This window comes from Pseudotamlana agarivorans (assembly GCF_001642835.1).
GTDB classification, from domain to species: domain Bacteria; phylum Bacteroidota; class Bacteroidia; order Flavobacteriales; family Flavobacteriaceae; genus Pseudotamlana; species Pseudotamlana agarivorans.
Window position 1 is genome coordinate 37,992 of sequence record NZ_LXEI01000020.1, and the last position, 25,641, is coordinate 63,632.

Consider the following 25,641-nt stretch of genomic DNA (forward strand, 5'->3'; position numbering starts at 1 on the left):
GTCTCATCTTTTTTATGAAAAGAATAAAATTTAAGCCGTATCAAAAAAAATAGTATTTTACTATCCCAAAACCACTGCTCTATGGCTTTATCCAACGACATTGTTTTACGTCCGAGATTCAAAATTGAAATTCCTCAATACAATGAAGTCATTTTAAGTGATTTTAAAAATGCTAAAACCACGCAATCCGATTTTATTGTATCTGTAATCGACGAGCATGTTTTTATTAAATTCCCCAAGGCGAAACAAACCTATTGGTCGCCCCAACTCCACCTAGAAATAAATGCTATAGATGAAAACTCGAGTCGTATTTATGGCTTATTTGGTCCGAGTCCTACGGTATGGACATTATTTATGTTTTTACACTTTGTAGTAGCCAGCATATTTATTGGCTTCGGAATTTGGGCCTACTCCAATTGGTCGCTAGAACAAGATTATGCCATTCAGTTTAGCATTGTCCTTTTTATGATTATAATTTGGATCGCTTTATATTTTGCAGGAAGTATAGGTAAAGCCTCTAGTATTAAGGAAATGCATTTGCTAAACGATTTTATGTACGAGGTTCTAAAAAAAGAAAAGCCTTAATTGCAGAAACAATTAAAGCTTTTTAAACCAACTAACTCAAACCTATTTTTTATACTTACGCATGATTAAAATCAACTAGTACCTATGAAATAGAATTCTGAGGCAAACTTACAGTCTATATATTACCCAAGTGTTACCTAATTAACAAGTTAGCATTAGTTTTTAGTTGTTATAGCCAAAACGTTTTAACTGATTCGCGTTACTACGCCAGTTTTTATTGACTTTAACATATAATTCGATGTGAATTTGTTTTCCAAAAAAGGTTTCTAAATCTTTTCGGGCTTCAACACCTACACGTTTTAATGCACTGCCTTTATGCCCAATAATAATACCTTTTTGAGTTTCGCGTTCAACCATAATAACCGAACGTACTCTAATAATGTTTTCCTCTTCAAAAAATTCCTCTGTATCTACTTCTACAGCATAGGGAATTTCTTTTTTATAGTGTAAAAGTATTTTTTCACGAATAATTTCATTCACAAAAAAACGCTCTGGCTTATCGGTTAATTGATCTTTAGGATAAAACGGTGGTGATTCTGGAAGTAATTCTATAATTCTATTAAATACTTCATTTACATTAAAACCTTCAAGCGCTGAAATGGGATAAATTTCGGCATTTGGCACTTTAGCAGTCCATGATTGCACTTGTTCTTCTAATTGTGATTGATCTGACTTATCTATTTTATTTAGTAATAGAAGTACAGGAATTTTAGAGCTTTTAATTTTATTGAAAAAGGCTTCATCTTTTAAAGCTTGCTCGCCTATTTCTACCATATAAATAAGCACATCGGCGTCTTCGAAGGCAGATTTAACGAAATCCATCATCGACGCCTGAAGCTCGTAAGCTGGTTTTATAATACCAGGGGTGTCACTTAAAACCACTTGAAAATCTTCGCCATTAACGATACCTAAAATACGATGCCTTGTGGTTTGTGCTTTGGAGGTGATAATAGATAATTTTTCACCTACAAAGGCATTCATTAAAGTGGATTTACCCACATTAGGATTCCCTATAATATTTACAAAACCTGCTTTATGGCTCATACGATTCTTATTTTAAGCTACAAAGTTACAACTTGCACGGCTTATTCTGTGTAAAATATAGTTACAAAAAAATTTGATCTATTAAAGGGCCATTCTCAAAACTTTAGAAATTAACAGACTTAGGAGCTGGATGACACTATAAAATCTCGAGTAATTCAACTTCAAAAATTAGAGTTGCATAAGGTTTTATGGGGCCTCCTGGTCTTGGGTTCGCACCATAAGCCAAGTCATGAGGAATAAAAAATATGTATTTCGACCCTTCAGGCATGAGCTGCAAACCTTCGGTCCAGCCTTTAATAACTTGTGAAACTTCAAATTCTATGGGATCACCACGATTTACCGAACTATCAAAAACAGTTCCATCGATTAAGGTACCATGGTAGTGTACCTTAACTTTAGAGTCTTTAGTTGGCCTTGCTCCTGTGCTTTCTTTTAAAATCTTGTACTGCAAACCTGACGTCGTGGTATAAACCCCTTCTTTAGTTTTATTAGCCTTTAAAAAAGTGGTCCCTGGTTCTGATAGCTTCTCTTCCTCTGCTTTTTGTTTTTTTAGAAAATAATTTCTAATAACGTTCTTTGCAGCCGCTTCATCAATTAAAGTGTTCCCATCATTTAAACTGGCAACAAAGGCTTCAAAAAAGACATCACTATTAAATTCATCAAAGCTTGATTTTACATTTTTTGCAACATCAATTCCAATGGCATAACTCACAGAATCTACGGCTGTTTTTATTTGACTTTGCCCCTGGGTAAGCGAACAAACACACAGGAAAACTCCGATTTTTATTTTAAGATAATTCATTTTAAATATTTAAATAGGTTAGGCAAAATAAAGAAATAATATGGTTTTAAAGCAAAAAAACAGGAAGCTAAGCTTCCTGTTTTTCTATATATTTAAGTATCTAAATCTCTTATTTAACTTCTAAAAGCTCAACATCAAAAATTAATGTAGCATAAGGTTTAATTGGTCCTCCTGGTCTTGGGTTCGCACCATAAGCCAATTCTTGAGGAATGAAGAACTTATACTTAGCGCCTTCAGACATTAATTGTAAACCTTCTGTCCATCCTTTAATAACTTGAGTTACTCCAAATTCAGCAGGCTCTCCTCTATCAACTGAACTATCAAAAACAGTTCCGTCAATTAAAGTACCATGATAATGAACTTTTACTTTCGAATCTTTTGTAGGCTTAGCTCCTGTACCTTCTTTTAATACGATATATTGTAAACCACTAGCTGTAGTTTGCACACCTTCTTTAGATTTGTTTGACTCTAAAAATGCAACACCTTCTTCTTTGTTTTTCTCACCTTCTTCAGCACGCTTAGCAGCTTCTTCTTGTTGTTTCTTTTGGAAAAAAGCTCTAACAACCTTTTGTGCCGTTGCTTCATCCAACAATATGTTTGTTGAATCTAAAACATTCGTAAAACCTTGAACGAACAATTCATTATCAAAATCATCAAAACTCATTTTTACATTCTTTGCAACATCCATACCTATAGCATAGGATACAGAATCCAACTCGGTTTTAATAGGTTTATTTGAAACCGCAGACTGATTATTACAAGATACCACTAGTAAAACTAAAGTCAAAAGACTTAAACATTTCATTATTTTCATTTTAACATTTTTTGTTATTCGAAGCCAAATGTAACAAAATTATAGGGACAAAAAAAAGAAATTAATCGGGACCAAAACTCGTAATCTAGCTTTTCAAAATAAGCACAAAAAAAACTGTTCAGCTTTCTCGGAAACTGAACAGTTTTAAACTAACCAAACATTTTATATGAAAAACGAACCACTGTTTTACATTAACAGGACAAAGTTCCGAATAAAGTGAGATCCATTTTATGATAATTGTCATAAACCCACACCAGTGCTGTTAAACATCTGTTAAACGACTCTTAAAAATTACTAAAACACAAGCTGAAAGCTACTTTTTGGGGGCCTCTTACGAATGATTTCATTTCTTTTAGAATGGTATTCAGCACCCATTTTTAAGTTCTAAAAATCGAAGCAAAAAAAACTGTTCAGCTTTCTCGGAGGCTGAACAGTTCTAAACTAACCAAACATTTTATATGAAAAACGAACCACTGTTTTACATTAACAGGACAAAGTTCCGAATAAACCAAAGTGTATATTATGATAAATATCATAAACCTTCGCCAGTGCTGTTAAACATCTGTTAAATACACAAAGGACTAATTATGGCAACCGGACAACTCTGAGTGAGAATTTCAAATTAAATACACTAATTCATTTTTTGTCCGAAAACAGCTATAATCCTATCGTTTTATTAGGGTTAATCACATTTTATTAATGTTAAATTTTAACATAACATTAGGGAATTTAATGAAAATACGTATTTTTCAGCCAAAATAACACCATAACCGATCTCAAAAATATTCCATGAATATTTTAAAAGGTTAAAAGCCCAAATCAACTAACCGTAGTTCTTTGCATTTTTCAACACTTCTCCCTCAATATAGTTGAAGTTGCCTTGAGCTCGAACTAAAATTGACATCATGAACTTATTATCCAAAATTAGTAGTCTACTATTATTTATATTATGCTGTACTCCTAATTGGACTATCGGACAAACAAGTGAAAGCACCTACAATTTGGTAGATATTTATAAGGCAACCAAACAGAATTACGATTCTGCTAAAATGATTACACCTTTAAATACCGATGACATTAAATATAATGAGGACATTGTATATAAGAAAACCCGTTATAAAAAATTAGAATTAGACGTCTACTGTCCTTCTAAAAAACCTAAAAAACTTATGCCCGCGGTCATACTCGTTCATGGAGGCGGTTGGCTTACTGGTCAAAAAGAAAACCAACGTGTTATGGCACAACACCTGGCACAAAACGGTTTTGTTGGTGTTTCAATTGCCTATAGTTTGAGTTTAGAAGCGCGATATCCTGCTGCCGTTTTCGACGTGAAGGATGCCGTAAGGTGGGTTAGAAAAAACGCTAAGAAATACAAAATAAATCCAAACCAGATTGCTGTAATGGGTGCCGATTCTGGAGGTTTATTAGCCACTTTGGCAGGAGTAACATCTCACCTTAAAATTTTTAGCACAGATGATGAACCTTCTGATAAAATTCAAGCAGTTATAAATATAGATGGCATTGTGTCGTTCGTTCATCAAAACGCCCCCGCTGAAAATAGCATGGCCAGCATTTGGTTAAACGGTTCAAGAAATAAAAATGAAAATGCCTGGAAGGAAGCTTCTCCTCTGCAATACGTTGGAGAACACACCCCTCCTATACTCTTCATTAACGGCTCGAACCCAGAAATTAATGCTGGAAAAAGCGATATGACAACTTTATTAAAAATATTTCAAACCTACACCGAAACTCGTACCATCCCAAACGCTCCGCCAGCATTTTGGTTAATGGATCCTTGGTTTGATACGACCTTGAATTATAGTGTAGACTTTCTAAATAAAGTATTTGGACAATCGTAATACTTACCGACTAGCATTAAGGTTGGTGCAAAAAAAAACTGTTCAGCATTCTCGGAAACTGAACAGTTCTAAACTAACCAAACATTTTATATGAAAAACGAACCACTGTTTTACATTAACAGGACAAAGTTCCGTATAAAGTAAGATGCATTTTATGACAAATGTCATGAACCCATATTCCCCGTGTTAAAATGACGTTAAAATGACTGTTGTGAGTCAGAAACTTGGGTTGTTTATTTTAATAATTTTGACATATCAGGTACGTTTTTCTTTAGTTCAGCAACAGCCAATTTGGCTACTTCTGTGGCGCCTAACTTAGATAAATGGGTGTCATCATTATTAATTTATCTCTGATTTAATTTTACTATTCATTGTACAAATCCATTTTACCTTTTGAAACAATAAATTTAAATTAACGCTCGAAAATAAATTTCGTGATTTTTTATATTTAATTTTATGTCGAAAATTCACCTACTAGATAATGAATAAAAAAACCACAATTTATGACATTGCCAAGAGGTTAGACATTACTGCAGCTACTGTTTCTCGTGCATTAAATGACAACCCAAAAATTAGTGTCGCTACCAGAAAACTAGTATTAGAGACAGCTCGAGACATGAATTATGAGCAGAACAGACTCGCTAAGGCCTTAAAAAGTGGTAAAAGTTATAACGTTGGCGTTGTAGTACCCCGAATTAATACGAACTTTTTTGGTTCGGTAATTAGAGGTATCGAAGAAGCGCTCTACCCAGAAGGATATCACATTATTATATGTCAGACTCATGACGATGAACGTATAGAAACGAGTAACATTAACTCTTTACTCAATCTACAAGTTGACGGTATTCTTATGTCGACACCAAATATTCAACGTGACAATAACGACCTTTATTATAGTGTTTTAAAGGAGAATATTCCTTTAATTTTTTTTGATAGAAAGAAAGACATAAACGGAGTTAGTTCTGTAACTATAGACGATTTCAAGGGAGCCTATGAAGCCACGCAGCACTTAATAGATCAGGGCTATAAGCGCATTGCGCATATTTCGAATGACAGACGACTACAAATATTTAATAAAAGGTATTTAGGCTATAAACAGGCTATCATAGATAATGGTTTAGAATTTGATGAAAATTTAGTTATAGAAGCATTGAGTAAAGTTGAAGAAGGCCGAAGAGTTGTTAAAACGTTTTTAAAAATGGATAATCCGCCAGATGGCGTATTTTCTTCCAGTGATTTCTCTGCCTTAGGTGCCATTAAAGAATTTAAGGATCATGGTTTGCGAGTACCTGAAGACATCGGTGTTATCGGGTTTAGTAATGAACCATTTACGGAGCTCCTGGAACTATCCATTTCAACCGTAGATCAATCCCCAATTGAAATGGGTAAATTAGCTGCAGAAGTGTTTTTAGAGGAAGTTAATAACTCTAAAAATACTCGTTCTCAAAAGAAAGTAGTACTCAATCCACAATTAATTATCAGACAATCTTCTTCAAACAAGGTCACTCAGCACTAAAAATCAAATTACCAAATCTAACACTAAACTTCATTTTTGCCCTTAATTCACCTACGTTTTTGATACCAATCAAGAACTCATGTACCGAAACATTTGTAATATAACCCAACTAATTTATTAAACTTTATCCCAGTAATTCCCAATCCTAAGTCAAAATAATGTACTAATTTTAACCATTCCATAATTTATGATGTATCTTTAATTTACCCTTACAAAATCGTGATTATTATGAAATATATTTTTACACTGCTATGCGTTAGCGCTTTTTCACTTATTTGTAACGCACAAAAAAGTCGTCCTGTAAAAGCAAATGAAATTGCCTTTCTTGCCACCGACCTTATTGATGGCACCTTTCAGTTTAAATACGAACGCTTAATAAGCGATCATTTCTCTGTTGATTTAGGTATTGGATATAAAGGTACCCAAGGACTTGTAAAACTATCAGGTTTAGACACCGATAAAATTAAAACCAGTGATATCACTTACTCCGGAATTAAATTAGTTCCAGAAGGGAGATACTACCTTAACAACATAAGACAAACAGGAATGATTGGCTTTTACATTGGAGCCTATGTAAAATATTCTGGTTTTAATTCTGATTTAGATGGTATTTACATTAACGATTCTGGAACTACTTTCGAACTTGAATTTGAAGCCAAAATAGGGGTGACTTCTGTAGGGCTCATGGTTGGGTACAAACTACCTATTTCAAAAAGGTTTGCTGTAGACTTTCTTATTGCAGGACCTGGAGCTGGTTTTTACAACTTTTCTTTAGATAATAAAAAAGATTTACCCGATGAGTTTTACGATGATTTTAATGAAGCTTTAGAGAAGTATAGTCTTTTCGATTTTTTAGAAGGCGATTTTAGATTTAGTCAAGTAAAGCGTAAATCAGACCTTAGATTACCTTCATTTCGATATAGCATATCCTTAACTTATGCTTTCTAATACCAACAGAAATCAGTTAAATTATTTTGATCGTATTCCTTCAAGAACCAGTATAGCATTACACTTTAAATTATGAAAAAAACATTTCTATTAGGCTTTATATTTTTTGCTTTATCAACATCCTTACAAGCCCAAGCAGCATTATTTGCCCTGCTTTTTGGAGATAAAGTAGCCACCGAAAATTTCAATGTAAGTCTGGAAGCTGGTGGAACATTTATGAGCTATTCTAACCTAGAAGATCACGGCAGATCTAAAATGGGTATCAATTTTGGTATTGGAGGTAATATTAAGTTAAACGACAACTGGTATGTTTGTCCAAATATCTACTTCATGGCCAAACGTAACTTATTTCTAAACCATTATTCCTTAAATTCTGGAAACGCAGAATTGGACCTTCTTTATACAGATGTCCCAACACGAATAAAACTAGACTATATTGACGTTCCAATATTTTTTTCCTACCAAACTAACAACAAAAGATACCGCTTCAGTTTAGCGCCTCAGGTTTCATTTCTTCAAAAATCACGAGCTGAGTTCCAACGACCAGAAGGCGATTTTACTCAGAATTTCGATGGCTACACAAGAGATGTTGACTATGGTATGATGGCAGATATTGGATACATACTTGGGAAAGCCCATAAAGGTAAAGGCCTTCACATTCATCTAAGATATTATTTTGGGTTTACCGATATTTTAAATGACCAAATTAGCACAGCTTTTAATCGTTCTAATTACCTATCTTTACACCTTAGTTTGCCCTTTATTACTGATGAATTGGCAGAAAAAAACCTAGAATCATATTCCGATTAATTAAAAACAACTTATTACCTAATGAAAAAAATCAATACGTTAACTTTTATCCTTGCTGCTCTATTTTTAGTACAAGCTTGTAAACCAGCCAAAGTCGTTAATTCTTGGAAAGCCGATGGTTCTATCGTAGACCTTTTCAAAACTAAAAACGTACTGGTTATAGGCAGAACAGCGAACAATCAGGGACGTATCGCTTTTGAAATGGAAATCGCCAATGCCTTAAGAGCAAAAGGCATTAAAGCCACCGAAAGTTATACAAAAGCCCCACAAATACACCCAGAATTAGAAATGAGTGAAGAGCGTGTTGCGTTTATTAAAAGTTTAATGGATAGCGAAGGCTATAATGCTGTAGTTTTAACGGTTATTAAGGATAAAAAACAAACGGTTACCCAATCGACAAATGGTATTTATATGGGTATGGGCTATGGCGGATACCCTGGATATTACGGAGGATTCTATGACTATTACATGCAACCTTACGCCTACGGATCGTATTATGGGTCGTTTGGTGGATATATTCCAACCTCAACCTCAACTTCGGTAAGTACCGACTATATTTTAGAAACTGTAGCCTATAATTTAGATGAACCAGCCGACAAACAATTGGTAGCTGTAGTGACAACCAGCCTTGGAGACCCTAATGATGCACACAAAGCTGCTGAAAAATTAATTCCAAAAATCATGGAAAGTTTAGAAGACTAAACTCATAGATCACTCTAACTTATAAAAACCTAGTCCGTTGAATATTTTCATCGGACTTTTTTTATGCTTTTTATTGGCGTTTTATACTTTAATCAAACTACATAATTCATAAGTTGGAAATCAGAACAAATATTTTTAAAAAATCTTAATTTCCTTTGAATCATTTTTTTCTGTATCTTCATCCTAATTAATTAACCTAATACGTATGAATACTAAAAAAACCCTTCAGGCATTACTATTTGCCTTTATTTTAGTTGTAATTTCAAGCTGTAATTCTAAAAAAGAATCGGAGACCATTCTAGCTCCGGAACCTGAAACTGAAATTACAGACCCACTTCCTTCTTGGAATGATGGTGCTACAAAAGAAGCTATTACATCCTATGTCAAAGACGTCATTACTAGTGGAAGCCCTAATTTTATTCCAATCTCCGACCGCATCGCTACTTTCGATAATGACGGTACTCTTTGGAGTGAGCAACCTGCATATTTTCAGCTTTTCTTCGCCATGTATCGCATCAAAGCCTTAGCTCCAGAACATCCAGAGTGGAAAAACAAACAACCTTTTAAAGCCGTTTTAGAAAACGATATGAAAGCTTTAATGGCCTCAGGAGAAAAAGGACTTGTAGAACTGGTTATGACTTCACATTCTGGTATGACTGCTGAAGCATTTGAAGACCTTGTAAAAGATTGGTTAGCCCATGAAACGCATCCACGCTTTAAAAAACCGTTTAATGAAGTCATTTTTAAACCCATGCTTGAACTCTTAGATTATTTAAGAGCTAATAACTTCAAAACTTATATTGTTTCTGGTGGCGGTGTTGAATTTATGCGACCTTGGACCGAAGAAACCTATGGCATTCCAAAGGATCAAGTTGTTGGAAGTAGTGTTAAAACTGAATTTACGTTTGAAGACGGTAAAGCACAGATAAAGAGATTACCTCAAATCGATTTTATCGACGATAAAGCAGGAAAACCTGTTGGTATTAATAAGTTTATTGGTAAAAAACCTGTGTTTGCAGCTGGAAATTCCGATGGTGATTTACAAATGCTTCAATATTCGGCTTCTAGTAAATATAAATCTTTTCAACTATATGTACATCATACCGACGCTGACAGAGAATGGGCTTACGATAGAGAATCTCATATAGGTACTTTTGATAAAGGTTTAGATTATGCCCAAGAAAATAGCTGGACTATTATCGATATGAAAAACGATTGGAAGGTGATTTACCCTTTTGAGACAAACAACTAAAACTATACTTATGACGCCATTTGAATCTGTTTCCACTTTAAAAGAACAAATGTCTAAATCGATCATCGGACAAGCAAAGTTAATTGACACCATCATATTAGTTTTACTTGCCGATGGTAATATGCTGTTAGAAGGATTACCTGGTTTAGCCAAAACAAGAGCGATAAACGCGCTATCCAAAAACTTAGACTGCGGGTTAAGCCGCATACAATTTACGCCCGATTTATTGCCATCGGACATTACTGGAACTGAAATTTATCTCCCTAATGAAACTGAAAAATTCATGTTTCAACAAGGCCCTATTTTTAGTAATTTAATTTTGGCTGATGAAATTAACAGAGCGCCAGCAAAAGTTCAATCGGCATTATTAGAAGCTATGGAAGAACGCCAAGTCACCGTTTCTGGGAAAACCTATAAAATGGAAGACCTATTTATGGTTATGGCGACGCAAAACCCTATAGAGCAGGAAGGGACTTACCCCCTACCTGAGGCTCAAATGGATCGATTCTTAGTACATACTATTATTGATTATCCAGATGATAATGCAGAACTAGAAATCATGCGCCTCAACAAAAGAGAAGCGGCTCCCGAAACCACTAAAGAAGTTTTAAAAACCATTCCACAACAAGCCATTTTTGATGCTCGAAAAGAAATATCAAAAATTAAGGTTTCCGAAGACATGGAAAAATATATGGTGAGCTTGATTTCCGCCAGCCGATACCCTGAAAAATATGATGCCGAATTGGATAAACTTATTGATTTTGGAGCTAGTCCAAGAGGCACTATTGCTTTAGACCGCTGTAGTCGAGTTCATGCCTGGATGGAAAATCGTGATTTTGTAACACCTGAAGATATTCATAGTGTCATTAAAGATGTATTACGCCACCGTATCGCCATTAGCTACAAAGGTCGAGCTGAAGGTATTTCGGCCGATCAAATTATCGATAAATTGATAGAAGTTGTGGCTGTTGTAGCTTAAAAAACACCCTTTATGAAAGCGTCCAAGTCTGATAAAAACCCAAATGTATTTCTTACCCTCGAGCAGCTATTAAAGTTCGAACTTATAAGTACTATCATTAATTTGGGTTCAGGAAAACAAAAATCAAACAGTGTTTTATCGGGACGTTATGCCTCAAGATTACGAGGTCGCGGATTGGATTTCGAAGAATCCAGACCTTATGTTTTAGGAGATGATATAAGAAAAATTGACTGGAATGTTACCGCTAAAATTGGTAAAACACACACTAAAGTATTCACCGAAGAAAAAGAAAAGCCGGCTTTTATTTATGTGGATCAATCGGCTAGCATGGGATTTGGATCTACCAAAAAGACCAAATCTGTAGTTGCTGGAGAACTGGCTTCTATTTTAGCTCATAAGATAAAAAAAGGAGGCGATCGTGTTGGCGGTATGGTCAATTCTGGAAAAACATATGAGGTCGTTACCCCGAAAAGGGATCCAAGAAACATCATTTATTTTTTACAGAAAATAGTTGAGGCCAATCATAAGATTTACCAACCTGAACCTTTTGAATTTGAAAGTACCTTAACCGAAATCATTTCAAAAATAAATAATATTGTAACCCACGATTATGTGGTTTATATCATTAGCGATTTTCGAAGATACAGCGCTTCAGTAGTGCAATACCTAAGTCAGCTAGCCCTTCATAATGATTTAGTACTCATCAAAGTTTACGATGAACTTGAAGAGCATATTCCTCAAGAAAAGCTGACTATTACAAACACCAAATATCAAATTAATCTTAACGGAAAAAATAAAAAATTAAATAACACGCTTAATAAGGCCTTTGAATACGATTACAAAAACTTCCAATCTGAACTCGAAAAATATCAAATAAACATTTTTAAAATAAACACCCACGAACCTGTAGAAGACCAACTCATTGAGGTTTTCAGTAATTATAACACGAATGCAGCAAGATAATAATAGCACATTAAGCCCGATTATTGAAGCGCCCCCTATTCCTTTCACCATGGAAACCTTGGGGTGGAAAATTGTGTTTTTTCTCTTGGCATTGGGGCTACTGTTTTTGATATACAAATTCTATTTAAAATACAAACACAACGCATACCGAAGAGCAGCGGTGTCTCAAATAGAAGCCTTAAAATCTCAAAACACCACAGCAAACGATACGTTAATACCTCAAATTATGTTTATCATCAAGCAAACAGCCCTACAAACGTATGATAGAAAAGAGGTCGCTGCTTTACATGGCGCATCTTGGCTAAATTTTTTAGATGAAAAACTTAAAAAACCCTTTTACACCAATCATAGCAACGTCATCACTGATGCGATATATAAAAATGAATTAAAAAATGCCGATTCGTTTAATTTCAATGAATTTGTAGAAACCAGTATAACTTGGATTAAAAAACATGCCTGATAATTTTCATTTTGCATACCCATACATGGCTGTATTAGCCATATTACCTTTTTTAGTGTATTGGCTTTTGCCTAGCATTAAAAATAGAAGCACGGCATTAATCTACCCCTATTTTAAATCCAGTGCTAATGTTTCAAAACAAAAGCCCAAACGCGCTTCTTATGTAAAAAAACGCTCTTGGGTAGCTTCTTTTTTAATGTATGTGATATGGCTCCTATTAATTGTAGCCATGGCTTCGCCCGAGCTCGTAGGAAAACCTGAAAAGAAAATTAAGACCTCCCGTAATTTTTTAATTCTAGCCGATTTATCCTTCAGTATGGCTAACACCGACTGGTTTATAGATCAAAAAAGAGTCACCCGCTGGGCTGCTGTTAAAAACATCATGCAGGATTTTATTGTTAAGCGAGAAAGTGACAAAATGGGCCTAATCTTTTTTGCTAGTAACGCCTATATTCAAACACCATTTACAACCGATTTAGAAACTGTAAAAACCATGCTTGACGAAGCCGATGTGGGTATGGCCGGACAAATGACAAACATCGGTAAAGCCATTGTAAAAGGCATGGATATGTTCGAGCGCGATACCATTTCAAACAAAGTGATGCTGCTTTTAACGGATGGCGTCGATAGTGGTATGGACATACTTCCACTTGATGCCGCCAACATGGCCAAGAAAGATTCTACGATCATTTACACCATTGGAATTGGTGACCCAGGAAGTAGTTCTTCAGATCTTGACGAGCGCACCTTAACCGAAATTTCAGAATTAACCCAAGGCAAATATTTTAGAGCCAAAGATGCCGCAGAACTCGAAAAAATTTATGCCGAGTTAGATAAATTAGAACCTATAGAGTATGAAGAAGAGAGTTTTACCCCAAAAACACTTCTCTACTACTACCCTTTAGGCATCGCTTTAATTTTAGGGTTTGCTTTAGTTTTTATAAATAATCTCATTGTAATTTTTAAACGTCTTACTGCTTCCTAATGCTAGAAGAAATAAAACATATCGATTGGAATAAATTCCATTTTTTAAGAGCGGAACACCTTTGGTATGGTATCATAGCAATATCAATTCTGTGCGTTGGTTTTCTATTTTATAAGGAAACTTTTACATGGAAAAAACAAATTGCGAAACATTTAAGACCGTATGTGATTCAAAAAGGAACGGTTTGGAAAACCGTACTTATTCGGCTTTCGGTAATTATCATGTTTGGCATCGGCCTTATTGCTTATTTGGGTCCTACTTGGAGCCAGTTTAAAGCGCCTGCAAAAAAAGTAAAATCGCAATTTGTAATAGCTTTAGACATGTCTCAAAGCATGCTAACCACCGATGTGTCACCCAATCGTTTAGAGCGAGCTAAGTTTAAAATTCACGATTTATTAGAAGCCAATCCCAAAGCAGAAACCAATTTATTACTTTTTTCAGGCTCTACACATGTCGCCATCCCCTTTACAACGGATTACAAAATCATTCTCGATCAAATAGACGGCCTACAACCAAGAATGATGCCGCATAGTGGTACCTCGTTCAACTTACTATTTGATAGAATGAATACTTTTTTTACCGATAACAAAGCAGAAGGTAAAATTCTTTTAATTACCGATGATTTAGATGAATTATCAATAGAATTGTTAAGCTCTTTTTTACAAGAAAATCACGTTAGAATTTACATTTATCCCTTTGCAACACCAAGTGGGGCAAGCATTCCGGGACATAAAAAACAAGTTTCAGCCCTGAACAGTAATAAACTTAATACCCTAGCAGAACTCGATCAAGTAGAAATTGTAGAGATGACCTTAGACAATAGTGATGTTAAAGATTTGGCTAAAGCCATAAGTGATCATATTATATTCGAAGACGTAACCAGTAGAGAAGATGAAAATTGGAAAGATAACGGCTATTGGTTGGTTTTTCCTTTAGCTTTTATTTTCTTGTTTAGTTTCCGTAAGGGTTGGTCGATAAACCTTATAATAATCATGCTGTGTTTATCATCTTGCTCGAAAGAAAAAAAGAGCGATTTCAAATTCAAAGATTTGTGGTACACACAACAATACCAAGCCCAACAAGAGTATGATGCTAAAAATTACGCAAAAGCTGCTGTAAAGTTCAAAGACCCCATGCATAAAGGTGTGGCTTATTACAAGGCTGGTGACTTCCTAAGTGCAGAAACAGCATTTAAACAAGATTCCACAGTAAATGGCATGTATAATTTAGGCTTAACCTATGCTAAATTAGGACGACTAGAAGAATCGAAAGAGATCTTCGAAAAAGTTATTCAAAAGGACCCTAACAATGCCAATGCCAAAGGAAACCTACAGCATATCGTGCAAACCATGAACGATAAGGAAAACCTTAAGCCTGAAGATTTAGCGGTAGGAGAAGACAAGCCACAAGCCAAAAACAAGCAGAACAAATCACCTGAAGATTTGAGTGGTGGCGGACAAAAAGCCACTAAAAAAGACATGCAGAAAAAAAGGCTGGAAGAAAACGTTGAAACTGGAAAGCGTAAAGGCAAAGAATTGGATGAACTCCCCGACAACTTTAAATCTGGAAAAGGAGATATACCAAAAAATATTTTGATGCGTAAAGTAGATGACGATCCTGCCCTATTTTTAACGAAAAAGTTTCGATATCAAATAAAAAAAGGCATGGTTAAAACCGAAAAAACAGATAACTCATGGTAAAAAAGATCTTTGTACATATGGTTTTTGGTTTGCTTTCGGTTGCTGCTTTTGGCCAAAACCTTATCAGTTATATAACGACAAATACCACTGAAGCTTATATTGGACAACCGATCCATTTAACGGTGTCGGTATATAGTTCTACCTGGTTTACCTCGGGTATAGACGTGGGTAATATTCAAATTGATGGCGCATTAACCGTATATTTTCGTTCGGTAAGTAACTCTAGAACTTTTAGTGGTAAAAACTACTCTGGCGTAAGTTTTTATTATAATGTATTCCCTACCAAACAAGGAGATATTACCATTCCCAGTTTATCCATTCACGTAGAATCTCCAAAAGTTGGTGGGTTTAAAGGCATTAAACATGTCGTGAAAACGAAACCCAAAACCATTCATGTTAAAGACATTCCTTTAGGCTATAGTTTAAATAACTGGTTAGTTTCAAACTCATTAAACATTAACCAAAAATGGTCCATGCCCTTATCCGACATTAAAGTAGGTGATGTACTTCAGCGTACCATTCATCGATCGGCTGCAGGTACGGTTTCCGAATTCCTCCCAGCAACCACATGGGACAGTATTCCCGGAGTAAGCACTTACCCGAAACGCGCCAAGGTAAACACAACTAAATCTAAAACATCGGTTTCGGCCAGTCGTACTGAAACCGTAAGTTACCTATTTGAAAAAGAAGGTGACGTTATGATTCCCACTTTAGAATACGTGTATTGGAACCCAAACAGTAAGCGTTTCTACAGAAAACATATAGATTCTGTAATGATTTCTGTTAAACCAAATGCCGATTTAAAAATGCTGGCGACCATTAAAAAGTCATTGCAAAAAGAAGCTGAGGGTACCGCTGAAGCAGAAGAAAAGCCTTTTTTAATTTTCGGTCTCACTCCCAAAACCTTCATAGAATATCTGGTTGGTATTTTACTTATTATTTTTATACTTATTAAAGGTATTAAATACAGTATTCCTGTTTACAAGCGTAGACGACGAGCTTATTTAAATTCTGAAAATTACGCTTTCGCGGAAGTCAAAAAAACATTAAAACAAAAACACTACTACGAGTTTATCGCTGCGAGTCATGTGTGGATTAAAAAGCTACAACCAAAATTTGAATCGCTTCATGACTTGGGAACCCTTCCCATGTTTAAAAACCTAAACGAAACATTAAATAAAATAAACCGTGAAACCTTTAATAAAAACCAAGTCAATAGTAAACTCTATCAAGATTTATTGTCACAATTAATTACGGGAAGAAAAAACTATTTAAAGTACTTAAAAGCTTCTCAAAAAGCCTCCGTTAAAAGCGACAAATGGTTAAACCCTACGACTACTGATTAGTCTGTAATCGTGAAATTATACGCTGGGCCTTTTCATTTTCACCTAAATTCTGATAAATTAAAGCCAGTAAATATTCATAATTTGGGTTTCCTGGTTCCACTTTTAAGGCTTGGTTAATATGTTTTTTTGCAGCACTTAAATCTTTACTATCTTGATAATAGTAGGTTGCCAAATTATACATGGATCGTCCATCCTTCGGATTAAGTTGAATCGCTTTTTTCAATTCTGAAACTGCTTCAACTGGCTTATCCATCTCAAAAAACAATAAGGCTTTTAAAAAGTGTGGTCGTCCTTGTTTCGGTTCTAATTCAACCCAAGTATTTAAAGTGCTTAAAGCTTTATCATAGTTCTTCACTAGCGAATACGTTGTCGCTAAATTAGGATATACTGGAATTAACAAACTATCCATTTTTATGGCCATATTATATTGTTCAATGGCTTGGGTATAATCTTGTTTCTGCAAGTAAAAATCCCCCAATTGCATACGTCCGTTAGAAAAATCGGCACTACTATACAACATGATGTTATATTCTTCATTAGCTTTTATAAGCGCTGTTTTATGAGGTTCGGCAAAGGTTTCTGGATCCATATCACCTACTAACTGAGCTGCCCCAATACGTACTAACTTTTTAGAATCATTTAGCATTTTTTCGGCAATGGCTTTACGATTTTCAGCGGGCAATGGTCTAAATTTCAAAATCGCACTATACCGTACAAGTGCTGCTTCGTCATCTAATGCCGTAAAAAATGCAGCGTATTGTGATTGATTTACAAATGGTAAATTATCAATAACTGTTGCTCTTGCTATTTCAGGATAACTCAGATCATTAATAAAAGATTCCAGTTTAGCCCTTTCAGCCACCGTTAACTCCGATTTTGTACTTAACAACAAATTTTCCGAAAAATGATCAGGACGTTCAGTGCCGTACCAAGTTTCAACCATATTAGCGGCCCAAGCATCCGTTTTATCAGCATGACATCCTGTACAGGCATTTGGCGTACCATGTTTAACCGATTGATCTGGTCGTGGCACTCTAAAACTATGATCCCTTCTAAAATCATTCCCCATATACACTTCACCTGTCATATGGCAATTTATACATAAGGCCGATTCGGTACCTTGTTTATGAAAGTGATGTTTTTCTGTGTTGTATTTTGCAGGAACATGACATTGCAAGCACAATTGATTTCCATCGAATTTTAATTCCATGGAGTGCGGATTGTGACAATCGGTACACTTTACACCATTCATGTACATCTTACTTTGTAAAAATGATCCATAAACATAATCTTCTTCATCGATTTGACCATCACCATGATAAAAGTTGGTCGATAACTTTTGAAGCAAGTATTGATCTTCGAAAGATTTGCCAGGTTCTAAATTAGGGGTTAGCTTACTTCTTCTGGAATGACAAGGCGCACAAAGGGTAAGTTGTTCTTCTTGCGTGTGCCCTTTTAAAATTTTATCCGGGTATTGCCCACCTTCCTTATTTGAGGTCCATTTCACATGCTGGCTAGCAGGTCCATGACAACTTTCGCAGGTCACATTAATTTCGTCGTAAGTGGTATGGAATTCATCCCTTTCAGCATTATAATTCTTCTGAAGGTTTGTAGAATGACATTCGGCACACATGGTATTCCAGTTTTGAGCACCTTCAGTCCAATGCAGCCAATCGTTTGGAACAATCGTTTCTCCTGGATATTGATGAAACCACTTCTTGTTTTCAGTATCCCAAGTCACTCTTAACACTTGCTTTCTACCCTTATCAAAATCTACTAAATACTGTTGCAAGGGTGTAAAACCAAAAGTAAAACTGGCTTCATACTCTTTAACAGATTTATCCACTTCTTTTACAGAAACTATAAATTTGTTATCGCGTTTAAAAAAGTGATAAGAAACCCCGTCAATAGTCGTTTTATGATCATTAAAATCACCAAGCACTGTAGCATCATTAGCCACTTGCATGGCTAAATCGTGATGAGACCCTTGCCATTCTTGAAAAGCTTCATTATGACATTCTACACAAGTTTTAGAGCCAATATAGGTTGCAGCCTCATCGTGCACTATAGCCTTAGTGTCCGTTTTGTCTTTATAAACATCTTTTTTACATGATGTACAAACTATCAAAAATAAAACGATACCATAAAAAAAATTAAAACGATTCATAAGCTAAGTTTCTCAAAACAAACTTAAATAAATCCACCGAAAAGCTCCCCTGTTTTGGAATAAAATCCTTCAATATTTTATTTAATTTTCAATTATTATTAAATTGCAAACTGATGTTTTTACATTTTAATTAACTAACCATTTTCCCTTCATATGATTGCATTTCTACTCAAAAAAAAATTGACATATCTATTCTTATTTTGCTTACCTTTCTTAGGTATCTCACAAGCAGACACCCTCAAACTTAAAGATAAAACACTACTTATTGGAGAGGTGAAACTTTTAAAACAAGGGGTTATTACTATAGAAACAGATTATAGTGATAGTGATTTTAAGGTAGAATTTGATAAAGTCGATTACATCCATTTAAAAAAGAAAACACTCGTTATTTTAACCGAAGGCCGTAGACGCTTTGGAAATTTAACTACAAATAAAAAAGGTCTTGGTCAAGTGATTACCGAAGATGGAAAAATTCACACTTTTACACTAAGTGAAATGGTGGCTTTAAATGAAATTGATGATGAATTTTGGGAACGTTTTATGGGATCTATAGATCTAGGATATAACATATCTAAAGCCAACAATTTGCATCAATTCACGGCAAGTGGCGCATTACATTATATTGATAAAATGTGGCTCATGGATGGATCAATAAGTATTTTAAATTCCATACAAGATGATGCCGACAAGACTAAGCGTACAGATGCCAAGCTTGACATATATCGTATTATTATAGATGGCAAGTGGTATTTATTAGCAAACACCTCATTTTTATCCAATACAGAACAGGCGCTTGACGCCAGGATTAGCCCGAGTTTAGGTGCTGGTAAATTCATAAAAAACAACAATAAACTGTATTGGGGTCTTACTTTAGGTTTTTCATACAATATTGAAAATTATGTGGACTCAAGCCTGGATAAAACATCCTCGGAAGCGTTTATTGGCTCCGTACTCAATTTGTTTAATTTTGAAGATATCAGCCTAACAGCGGAAGCAAGGTTATTGCCTAGTTTATCTCAAAAAGGCAGGATAAGATCGGATGTTGACACTACGGTAAAATATGACTTACCATCAGATTTTTATATTAAAGCAGGGTTCTCAATAAACTATGATAATCAACCCGCTATCGAGGGTAACGATACCGATTACGTCCTTACCACTGGTGTAGGCTGGAAATTTGACTAAGCTTTTAGCTCCCTTTATTGATAAGATTCTGACTACAAAACATACACACTTCAACGAATAAAATAGTTTTTCATCTATTTTTACCCTATTTTGGTTGCAAATTAAAACCAACATATAATTTAAATTATGAATTCCCTAAAACTAATTTTAATCTGTTTACTTATTTCAACCAGTGCCTTCGCTAATATTAGTCCAGAAGAAAAGGAAGGTTTAATAGCATTATACCAAGCTACTAATGGAGACAATTGGAACGCCTCATGGGATATTGATGGGTCTGTTGAAAATTGGTATGGGGTAAAAATTAAAAATGATCAGGTTGTAGAAATTAATTTAGAATTTAATAATCTTAAGGGTGAACTTCCTGAGGCTATTGGCAACTTAGTACATCTAAAAAAAATAAATTTAGGCTTTAACAAAATAAAAGGAAGTGTACCTACTACCATTGGAAACCTTACAGAATTAGTTTCTTTAGAATTGTTTATGAATGAAATTGAAGGCCCAATACCTGCCGAAATTGGGTCATTAAAAAAGTTAGAAACTTTAAAATTATATAAAAACAACATATCTGGTGAAATCCCGGTAGAATTAATGTCATTAACCAATTTAAAAGAGCTTTTATTGGGTAGCAATACACTAACAGGAACCATCCCTGTTGAGATTGCTGCTTTAACAAAGTTAGAAAAGTTGAGTTTAATGAATAATAAAATGGAAGGCGAAATTCCTTTAGAAATGGCTCAATTAACAAGCCTTGAAGAATTGTTGCTTTCGAAAAACCAGTTTACTGGTGATTTACCATACGAATTTATAAACTTGAAAAATTTAAATACCATAATGGTAAGTAACAATAAATTGAATCAAGAATACATTAGTATTTCTGGGAAAAAACCTGAAGCTTTACGAAAATTACAATTACAAAATTCTACTGAAAGTGTGAATGTAGATAGCGCACAGTAGTCTATTCTTAACTTACTTATATAAAAGCCATCTATTAATGGCTTTTTTTTATTTAATAATATGATTGAATACCCATTTAACTGTCCATATTGCTGGGAAAGTATATCCGTTTTAATTGACAGCTCAATTAAAACACAAAAATATATTGAAGACTGTGAAGTTTGTTGTAACCCTATAGAAATTTCTTTGAAAATAATGGATAGCCAAATAATAGATTTTCAAGCACATAGCGTTGAACAGTGATTTTTTTAAAAATAAAACTTGCAGAATCTAAAAAGGGTTGTATATTTGCAGTCCGAAACAACTAGGTCGGCATTATGAACCGAAAGTTAAAAGCTAAGTTAGTCGTTTTAGGATTAAATATCGCGGGATAGAGCAGTAGGTAGCTCGTCGGGCTCATAACCCGAAGGTCACTGGTTCGAGTCCAGTTCCCGCTACAAAGTAAGAGTAATCAGAAATGATTACTCTTTTTTTTTGGATACTATTTTAGTGTTAATTGGGATCAAACGGAATCAATCCTAATTGTTGTGTTTATGCAAAAATTGTGGTTAATCTAAAAAGGAAGAATTCTCATTATATATTCACCTTTCTAAATTAACTTCTGGACGTTTAATTATACCGTTGAAAGCTTTATTAAAGTATTTTACTACTATGTTCTCTGGACTATTATATTCCAATTTCCTTAAGCCACTTCACTACTAGGCTAATATAATTACAATATTTATAAGTTTTTTTAATTTATATTATACTTGTTGTTTATTAATATTATTATACAAGACAGAACTAAAATTCTTGTCATTAAGTTATTAATCAAAAAATAATTACTCATAAATGAAAATCTTAAGGGTTCCCCCCTCACTACTTTTATTTTTATTGTTCATGCTTTAAGGCTTCTAGTCCACGGAAGTTAAAGTCATAAATAAAATGAGTGTTAAAATGAAATCATTGTATTATATTGTACGTGTCATAAAAACTACAAGTTGGCAGTAATTAAAAAATTCTTGATATTACTTCCGTACTAAAAAGCAAGCATGAAAATTAAATTCAAGAAAAAAAGGCTCATAGCAAATCTAATTATAAGTATTATATGGATAGCCTTCGGAACTTATAATGTGATGGCAGAAGACCATTTAAGATGGACGGATTACGGATACTTGGTTATTGGAGTTCTATACTTCGGACAATACTTACATGATTTGACCTATCAATACCTCACTATTCAGGATGGCATAATCAAAAAAAATGGACTATACGGCTATTGGAAAACAATAAATCTGAATGACATCACATGGATTAAAAAATTTGCCGGAGACTATACCCTAAAAACTAAAAAAAAGGAACTAAAAATTAATACCGATTTAATTGATAAAGATGTCTTGGCTGAATTAAATAAAATACTGGCTGCACTTAACTTACCTAACGATAGAACACCATTTACCAATCAGATACCATAAACATTACTTAAATTGATATATGCCGTTAATAATTTTAAGTGAGACGAATAACCTTCTGGCTCTTATAACATCTTTTTAATATCACTTCCCCAAGTCGGGTACACAAATGCCATACTTTTAAGCGCATCAACTTTTATTTTCTGATGAATTGCTAAAGTGAATAAGTTAATCGTTTCAGCAGCACACGATCCTAATATATGTGCACCAAGGACCTCATTAGTAGCTTCATTAATTAACACTTTATAGGCATATGATTTTTCATTCGACCGTTTGGCATTGTACCAGTGTCCAACGCGATCTTGTCTTACAATAACATTACTATATTGTTTTTTCGCTTCCTTTTCAGATAAACCAACTGAAGCTAAATTAGGCAAAGTAAATACCGCAGATGGTACTGTATGCACGTCTATTTGCGTTTTATTATTGTTTATAATATTTTCGGCAACAATTTTAGCCTCCATACCCGAAAGCGGTGTAAGCGGCACACTGTAGGAAGACACATCGCCACAGGCATACACACTTGTATTTGTAGTATTTTGCAAATAAGCATTTACCATAACTCCTGCATCTGAGTAAGCGACATTTCCTTGATCTAATCCAAGTTCGCTAATCGCTGGAACACGTCCTGCTGTATTGAAAATTATGCGTGCTTTTAGCGAGCTACTTTTGCCATCGACCGTGTAATTTAAACGGTGATTTTTACGAAGTTTTTCTACGGAATCCACTTCAGCGTTGAAAATAAATTTAATACCTAATGCTTTTGAAACTTGAAGCAAGTCGGCGGCTAAGTCATTATCAAACGCTTTTAGAATGCCATCGTTTCGTTCTATTAGCGTAACCTCACAACCATATCGTGCTGCCATATGAGCAAGCTCCATACCTACATAACCACCACCTATAAAGATCATACTTTTAGGAAGCTTTTTTAGCTTCAAAAAATCGTCACTTGTATGTAAGTAATTTGCACCTTCAAAAGTTAGAACCCTAGGGACAAGCCCTGTAGCAATAACTATTTTTTTTGCTTTAACAGTTTTTCCCTCTACAGAAAGTGTATTAATATCTAAAAATTTAGGGGATTGATGAAACAAGGTTACTCTCAAGTCTTTTAATTGCCCTTCGGTTCCTGCGGGAACATTATAGGTAAACTCTCGTTTAAATTTTTGATTTTTTTCCCAGTTTAACTCCGGCAACACCGAAACTCCTTTACCTTGTAAATTACTAGCCATTTCAAACACCTCTGTAGGACCTAAAATAACTTTTTTAGGATCACAGCCTCTATTCGCACAAGTACCACCAAAAGCTCTATTATCAGCTATAGCCACTTTTAAGCCTTCTCTAGCACATAATTTGGCTACCAGTCGTCCTGCAACACCACTACCTATAACAAATACATCAAATTCTTCCATAGTTCAATGTAGCACTTCGAACAATGCTACATGACCTTTTTCACAAAATTGTTTAACCTTAAAAAATCTATACAGGATTACCTGAGATACTGTCGAGCAGCCCAACTTTCATATTGTTCAAATTGGTCATCGTCTAGAATAGCTTTTAGAATGGTTTTTTCAATTTCAGTCTTTTCATCCACCTCTAGTAGCGCATAAGCATTTTCTTCATGATCGGCATGCCATTGTTTTAATGAAGATTCATATTGATTTATTTGGTCTGGGCTCATGTTAAATCGCGCATAAAGTTTCTCACGACGCTCCGGATTATCTAAATTCCAATTTTCATTAACGCTATCAGACTCCACCTCAATAGCAGCCTCGTTTGCTTCAAAATTGCCAGAAGATTTATAATTAGTAGTATTACCCAACGCATCATTTTCGATACTTTGAGTTTTGTTGACGTTTTCATGAGAGGTTTCGTTTTTACAAGCACTAAATGCTAAAACACATAAACCTAAAAAAAATATTCTTACAGGTATCATAATATTAGTTTTTAAATGAACACCTTAATATTAAAGGATACAGACCATATTTATTAGCTGAAATAAAGGAGTTTTTGACTGAAAAAAAACACATAACAAAACATAATAAACTAGTATACTGAATATTATAAATAAAATTCGAAGGTGAAACCTCAAAATAAAGCATAAAAAAAAACGTCTAAGTAAGACTTAGACGTTTTTTGTTTATTTAATGATTAGATATCTAAATCATTAGAATTTATATAATAAACCAAATTGAGGTTGTGCAAATGGGTTATTAAATAAGTTAAAGTTAAATTCAAACCTATTACTTGAATCACCATCTTCAGGGTTTGCATTATTGTACTCTAAAATATCAGCTAATACAAAAGTAGCAGCGAAATTTTTAGTGAAGAAATAATTAATACCCAAAGTAAGGTTAGCTTTAATATCATTATTTGTATTATCATAACGTGATCCATCTACATTTAAACCTCTAATACGAGAATGACCATACCCAATACCAACATCACCATAAGCTTTAAAACGTTTTTGAGATAGTTCTAAGAAATAATATCTTGCGAAACCACCAATCCCAAAAAAGTTCTCTTTATCTTCTCCATCTTTACTTCCTCCAAAGTCAATATCAGCACCAACAGCGATTTTATCACTTAATAAGTATCCAAACTTAGGATTAATACCATAAGATGTGTTATCACCTTCTGTTGTAACAGATACACCGCCTTCTACGAACATGTCTCCTTGTTCAAATGACACACCTTTAGCAGATCTCATTTCTTGACGCACTTGACTTTCTGAAAGCTCTTTATCTGGTAAATTTTGGGCTTGTGCAAATCCAAATGCAAATAAAGCTAATGCTGTTCCAATAATTCTTTTTTTCATAATTAAGTTGTTTTTAAGTTTAATAAAAATCAACAAGTCGAAAAGCCATTGTTTATATTTTTTAATGCTTTTCTTTCTTGAGGGATTAATTTCAAGCAAAAATAGATAGAAAAAAACTTACGTGCAACTTGCATGATTTAAATTTTAATTGTTCTAATCATTACCATAATAGCATCTAATATGTGTATAAGTACCTATTTTAAACTTTATAAATTCAAAAACAATAACAGATTTATGATCAACAAATTGAGATAAAAAGGTTATGAAAATTTGGTTGTTAATGATAAGTTAGGAACTAATTCCA

Annotated in this window: 24 protein-coding genes and 1 tRNA gene; 18 read left to right on the plus strand and 7 right to left on the minus strand. The window is 34.4% G+C overall.

Going from position 1 to position 25,641, the window contains the following annotated elements; all coding sequences use genetic code 11:
* The first annotated feature begins 81 nt into the window (after positions 1–81).
* A complete protein-coding gene (locus A6I66_RS14920) occupies positions 82–585 on the plus strand; it encodes a GTP-binding protein (RefSeq protein WP_067151175.1) in 504 nt (167 codons plus the stop codon).
* 162 nt (positions 586–747) lie between these two features.
* On the opposite strand, the gene era is transcribed toward A6I66_RS14920, so the two are convergent.
* The 3 genes from era to A6I66_RS14935 all read right to left on the minus strand — a co-directional run bounded on the left by era (position 748) and on the right by A6I66_RS14935 (position 3,245).
* Positions 748–1,629, minus strand: a complete 882-nt coding sequence (era, locus tag A6I66_RS14925; RefSeq protein WP_067151177.1) for a GTPase Era — start codon at positions 1,627–1,629, stop codon at positions 748–750.
* A gap of 136 nt (positions 1,630–1,765) precedes the next feature.
* Positions 1,766–2,431, minus strand: a complete 666-nt coding sequence (locus tag A6I66_RS14930) for an FKBP-type peptidyl-prolyl cis-trans isomerase (protein ID WP_067151179.1) — start codon at positions 2,429–2,431, stop codon at positions 1,766–1,768.
* Between the two features lie 109 nt (positions 2,432–2,540).
* A complete protein-coding gene (locus tag A6I66_RS14935) occupies positions 2,541–3,245 on the minus strand; it encodes an FKBP-type peptidyl-prolyl cis-trans isomerase (RefSeq protein WP_067151182.1) in 705 nt (234 codons plus the stop codon).
* A gap of 905 nt (positions 3,246–4,150) precedes the next feature.
* Between A6I66_RS14935 and A6I66_RS14940 the strand changes: the two genes are divergently transcribed.
* From A6I66_RS14940 to A6I66_RS14995, 12 genes are all read left to right on the plus strand, one after another.
* Positions 4,151–5,104, plus strand: a complete 954-nt coding sequence (locus tag A6I66_RS14940; RefSeq protein WP_084399711.1) for an alpha/beta hydrolase — start codon at positions 4,151–4,153, stop codon at positions 5,102–5,104.
* Positions 5,105–5,585: 481 nt separating this feature from the next.
* Positions 5,586–6,620: a LacI family DNA-binding transcriptional regulator gene (locus A6I66_RS14945; RefSeq protein WP_067151185.1), complete on the plus strand. Its 1,035-nt coding sequence runs from the start codon at positions 5,586–5,588 to the stop codon at positions 6,618–6,620.
* 228 nt (positions 6,621–6,848) lie between these two features.
* A complete protein-coding gene (locus A6I66_RS14950) occupies positions 6,849–7,568 on the plus strand; it encodes a DUF3575 domain-containing protein (protein WP_067151188.1) in 720 nt (239 codons plus the stop codon).
* A gap of 72 nt (positions 7,569–7,640) precedes the next feature.
* Positions 7,641–8,378 (plus strand): porin family protein, encoded by a 738-nt coding sequence (locus A6I66_RS14955; RefSeq protein ID WP_067151191.1) that lies wholly within the window; start codon positions 7,641–7,643, stop codon positions 8,376–8,378.
* Between the two features lie 21 nt (positions 8,379–8,399).
* Positions 8,400–9,080: a hypothetical protein gene (locus A6I66_RS14960; RefSeq protein WP_067151194.1), complete on the plus strand. Its 681-nt coding sequence runs from the start codon at positions 8,400–8,402 to the stop codon at positions 9,078–9,080.
* A gap of 205 nt (positions 9,081–9,285) precedes the next feature.
* A complete protein-coding gene (locus A6I66_RS14965; RefSeq protein ID WP_067151197.1) occupies positions 9,286–10,332 on the plus strand; it encodes an HAD family hydrolase in 1,047 nt (348 codons plus the stop codon).
* 10 nt (positions 10,333–10,342) lie between these two features.
* Positions 10,343–11,311, plus strand: a complete 969-nt coding sequence (locus A6I66_RS14970) for an AAA family ATPase (protein WP_067151200.1) — start codon at positions 10,343–10,345, stop codon at positions 11,309–11,311.
* Between the two features lie 12 nt (positions 11,312–11,323).
* A complete protein-coding gene (locus A6I66_RS14975; protein ID WP_067151203.1) occupies positions 11,324–12,274 on the plus strand; it encodes a DUF58 domain-containing protein in 951 nt (316 codons plus the stop codon).
* Positions 12,261–12,734, plus strand: coding sequence for a DUF4381 domain-containing protein (locus tag A6I66_RS14980; protein ID WP_067151206.1), 474 nt, complete (start codon positions 12,261–12,263; stop codon positions 12,732–12,734). The genes A6I66_RS14975 and A6I66_RS14980 overlap by 14 nt, the downstream gene beginning before the upstream one ends.
* Positions 12,727–13,719: a VWA domain-containing protein gene (locus A6I66_RS14985; protein ID WP_067151209.1), complete on the plus strand. Its 993-nt coding sequence runs from the start codon at positions 12,727–12,729 to the stop codon at positions 13,717–13,719. The genes A6I66_RS14980 and A6I66_RS14985 overlap by 8 nt, the downstream gene beginning before the upstream one ends.
* Positions 13,719–15,419 carry a VWA domain-containing protein gene (locus tag A6I66_RS14990; RefSeq protein ID WP_067151212.1) on the plus strand — a complete coding sequence of 567 codons (1,701 nt, stop codon included), beginning with the start codon at positions 13,719–13,721 and terminating at the stop codon, positions 15,417–15,419. The genes A6I66_RS14985 and A6I66_RS14990 overlap by 1 nt, the downstream gene beginning before the upstream one ends.
* On the plus strand, positions 15,413–16,765 hold the full coding sequence (locus A6I66_RS14995) for a BatD family protein (protein ID WP_067151215.1): 1,353 nt from the start codon (positions 15,413–15,415) through the stop codon (positions 16,763–16,765). Before A6I66_RS14990 ends, A6I66_RS14995 begins: the two co-directional genes overlap by 7 nt.
* On the opposite strand, the gene A6I66_RS15000 is transcribed toward A6I66_RS14995, so the two are convergent.
* Positions 16,755–18,932 (minus strand): tetratricopeptide repeat protein, encoded by a 2,178-nt coding sequence (locus tag A6I66_RS15000; RefSeq protein WP_067151218.1) that lies wholly within the window; start codon positions 18,930–18,932, stop codon positions 16,755–16,757. The genes A6I66_RS14995 and A6I66_RS15000 overlap by 11 nt on opposite strands.
* A gap of 180 nt (positions 18,933–19,112) precedes the next feature.
* On the opposite strand from A6I66_RS15000, the gene A6I66_RS15005 reads away from it, so the two are divergent.
* The 5 genes from A6I66_RS15005 (at position 19,113) to A6I66_RS15020 (ending at position 22,525) form a co-directional block, all read left to right on the plus strand.
* A complete protein-coding gene (locus A6I66_RS15005) occupies positions 19,113–20,117 on the plus strand; it encodes a DUF481 domain-containing protein (protein ID WP_169815742.1) in 1,005 nt (334 codons plus the stop codon).
* 126 nt (positions 20,118–20,243) lie between these two features.
* A complete protein-coding gene (locus A6I66_RS15010) occupies positions 20,244–21,071 on the plus strand; it encodes a leucine-rich repeat domain-containing protein (protein WP_067151224.1) in 828 nt (275 codons plus the stop codon).
* A 60-nt stretch (positions 21,072–21,131) separates the two neighbouring features.
* Positions 21,132–21,314 carry a CPXCG motif-containing cysteine-rich protein gene (locus A6I66_RS16540; protein WP_084399713.1) on the plus strand — a complete coding sequence of 61 codons (183 nt, stop codon included), beginning with the start codon at positions 21,132–21,134 and terminating at the stop codon, positions 21,312–21,314.
* A gap of 121 nt (positions 21,315–21,435) precedes the next feature.
* Positions 21,436–21,508: transfer RNA gene (locus A6I66_RS15015), tRNA-Met, on the plus strand.
* Positions 21,509–22,102: 594 nt separating this feature from the next.
* The gene (locus tag A6I66_RS15020; RefSeq protein ID WP_067151227.1) at positions 22,103–22,525 is read left to right on the plus strand and encodes a hypothetical protein; all 423 of its coding nucleotides are present in this window, start codon (positions 22,103–22,105) and stop codon (positions 22,523–22,525) included.
* 62 nt (positions 22,526–22,587) lie between these two features.
* Here the strand turns inward: A6I66_RS15020 and A6I66_RS15025 are convergent, their stop codons facing one another.
* The 3 genes from A6I66_RS15025 to A6I66_RS15035 all read right to left on the minus strand — a co-directional run bounded on the left by A6I66_RS15025 (position 22,588) and on the right by A6I66_RS15035 (position 25,337).
* Entirely contained in the window at positions 22,588–23,931 is a 1,344-nt protein-coding gene (locus A6I66_RS15025; RefSeq protein WP_067151230.1) for a dihydrolipoyl dehydrogenase family protein, read from the minus strand.
* A 77-nt stretch (positions 23,932–24,008) separates the two neighbouring features.
* A complete protein-coding gene (locus tag A6I66_RS15030; RefSeq protein ID WP_067151233.1) occupies positions 24,009–24,455 on the minus strand; it encodes a hypothetical protein in 447 nt (148 codons plus the stop codon).
* Positions 24,456–24,686: 231 nt separating this feature from the next.
* A complete protein-coding gene (locus A6I66_RS15035; protein ID WP_067151253.1) occupies positions 24,687–25,337 on the minus strand; it encodes an outer membrane beta-barrel protein in 651 nt (216 codons plus the stop codon).
* Between the last annotated feature and the right edge of the window lie 304 nt (positions 25,338–25,641).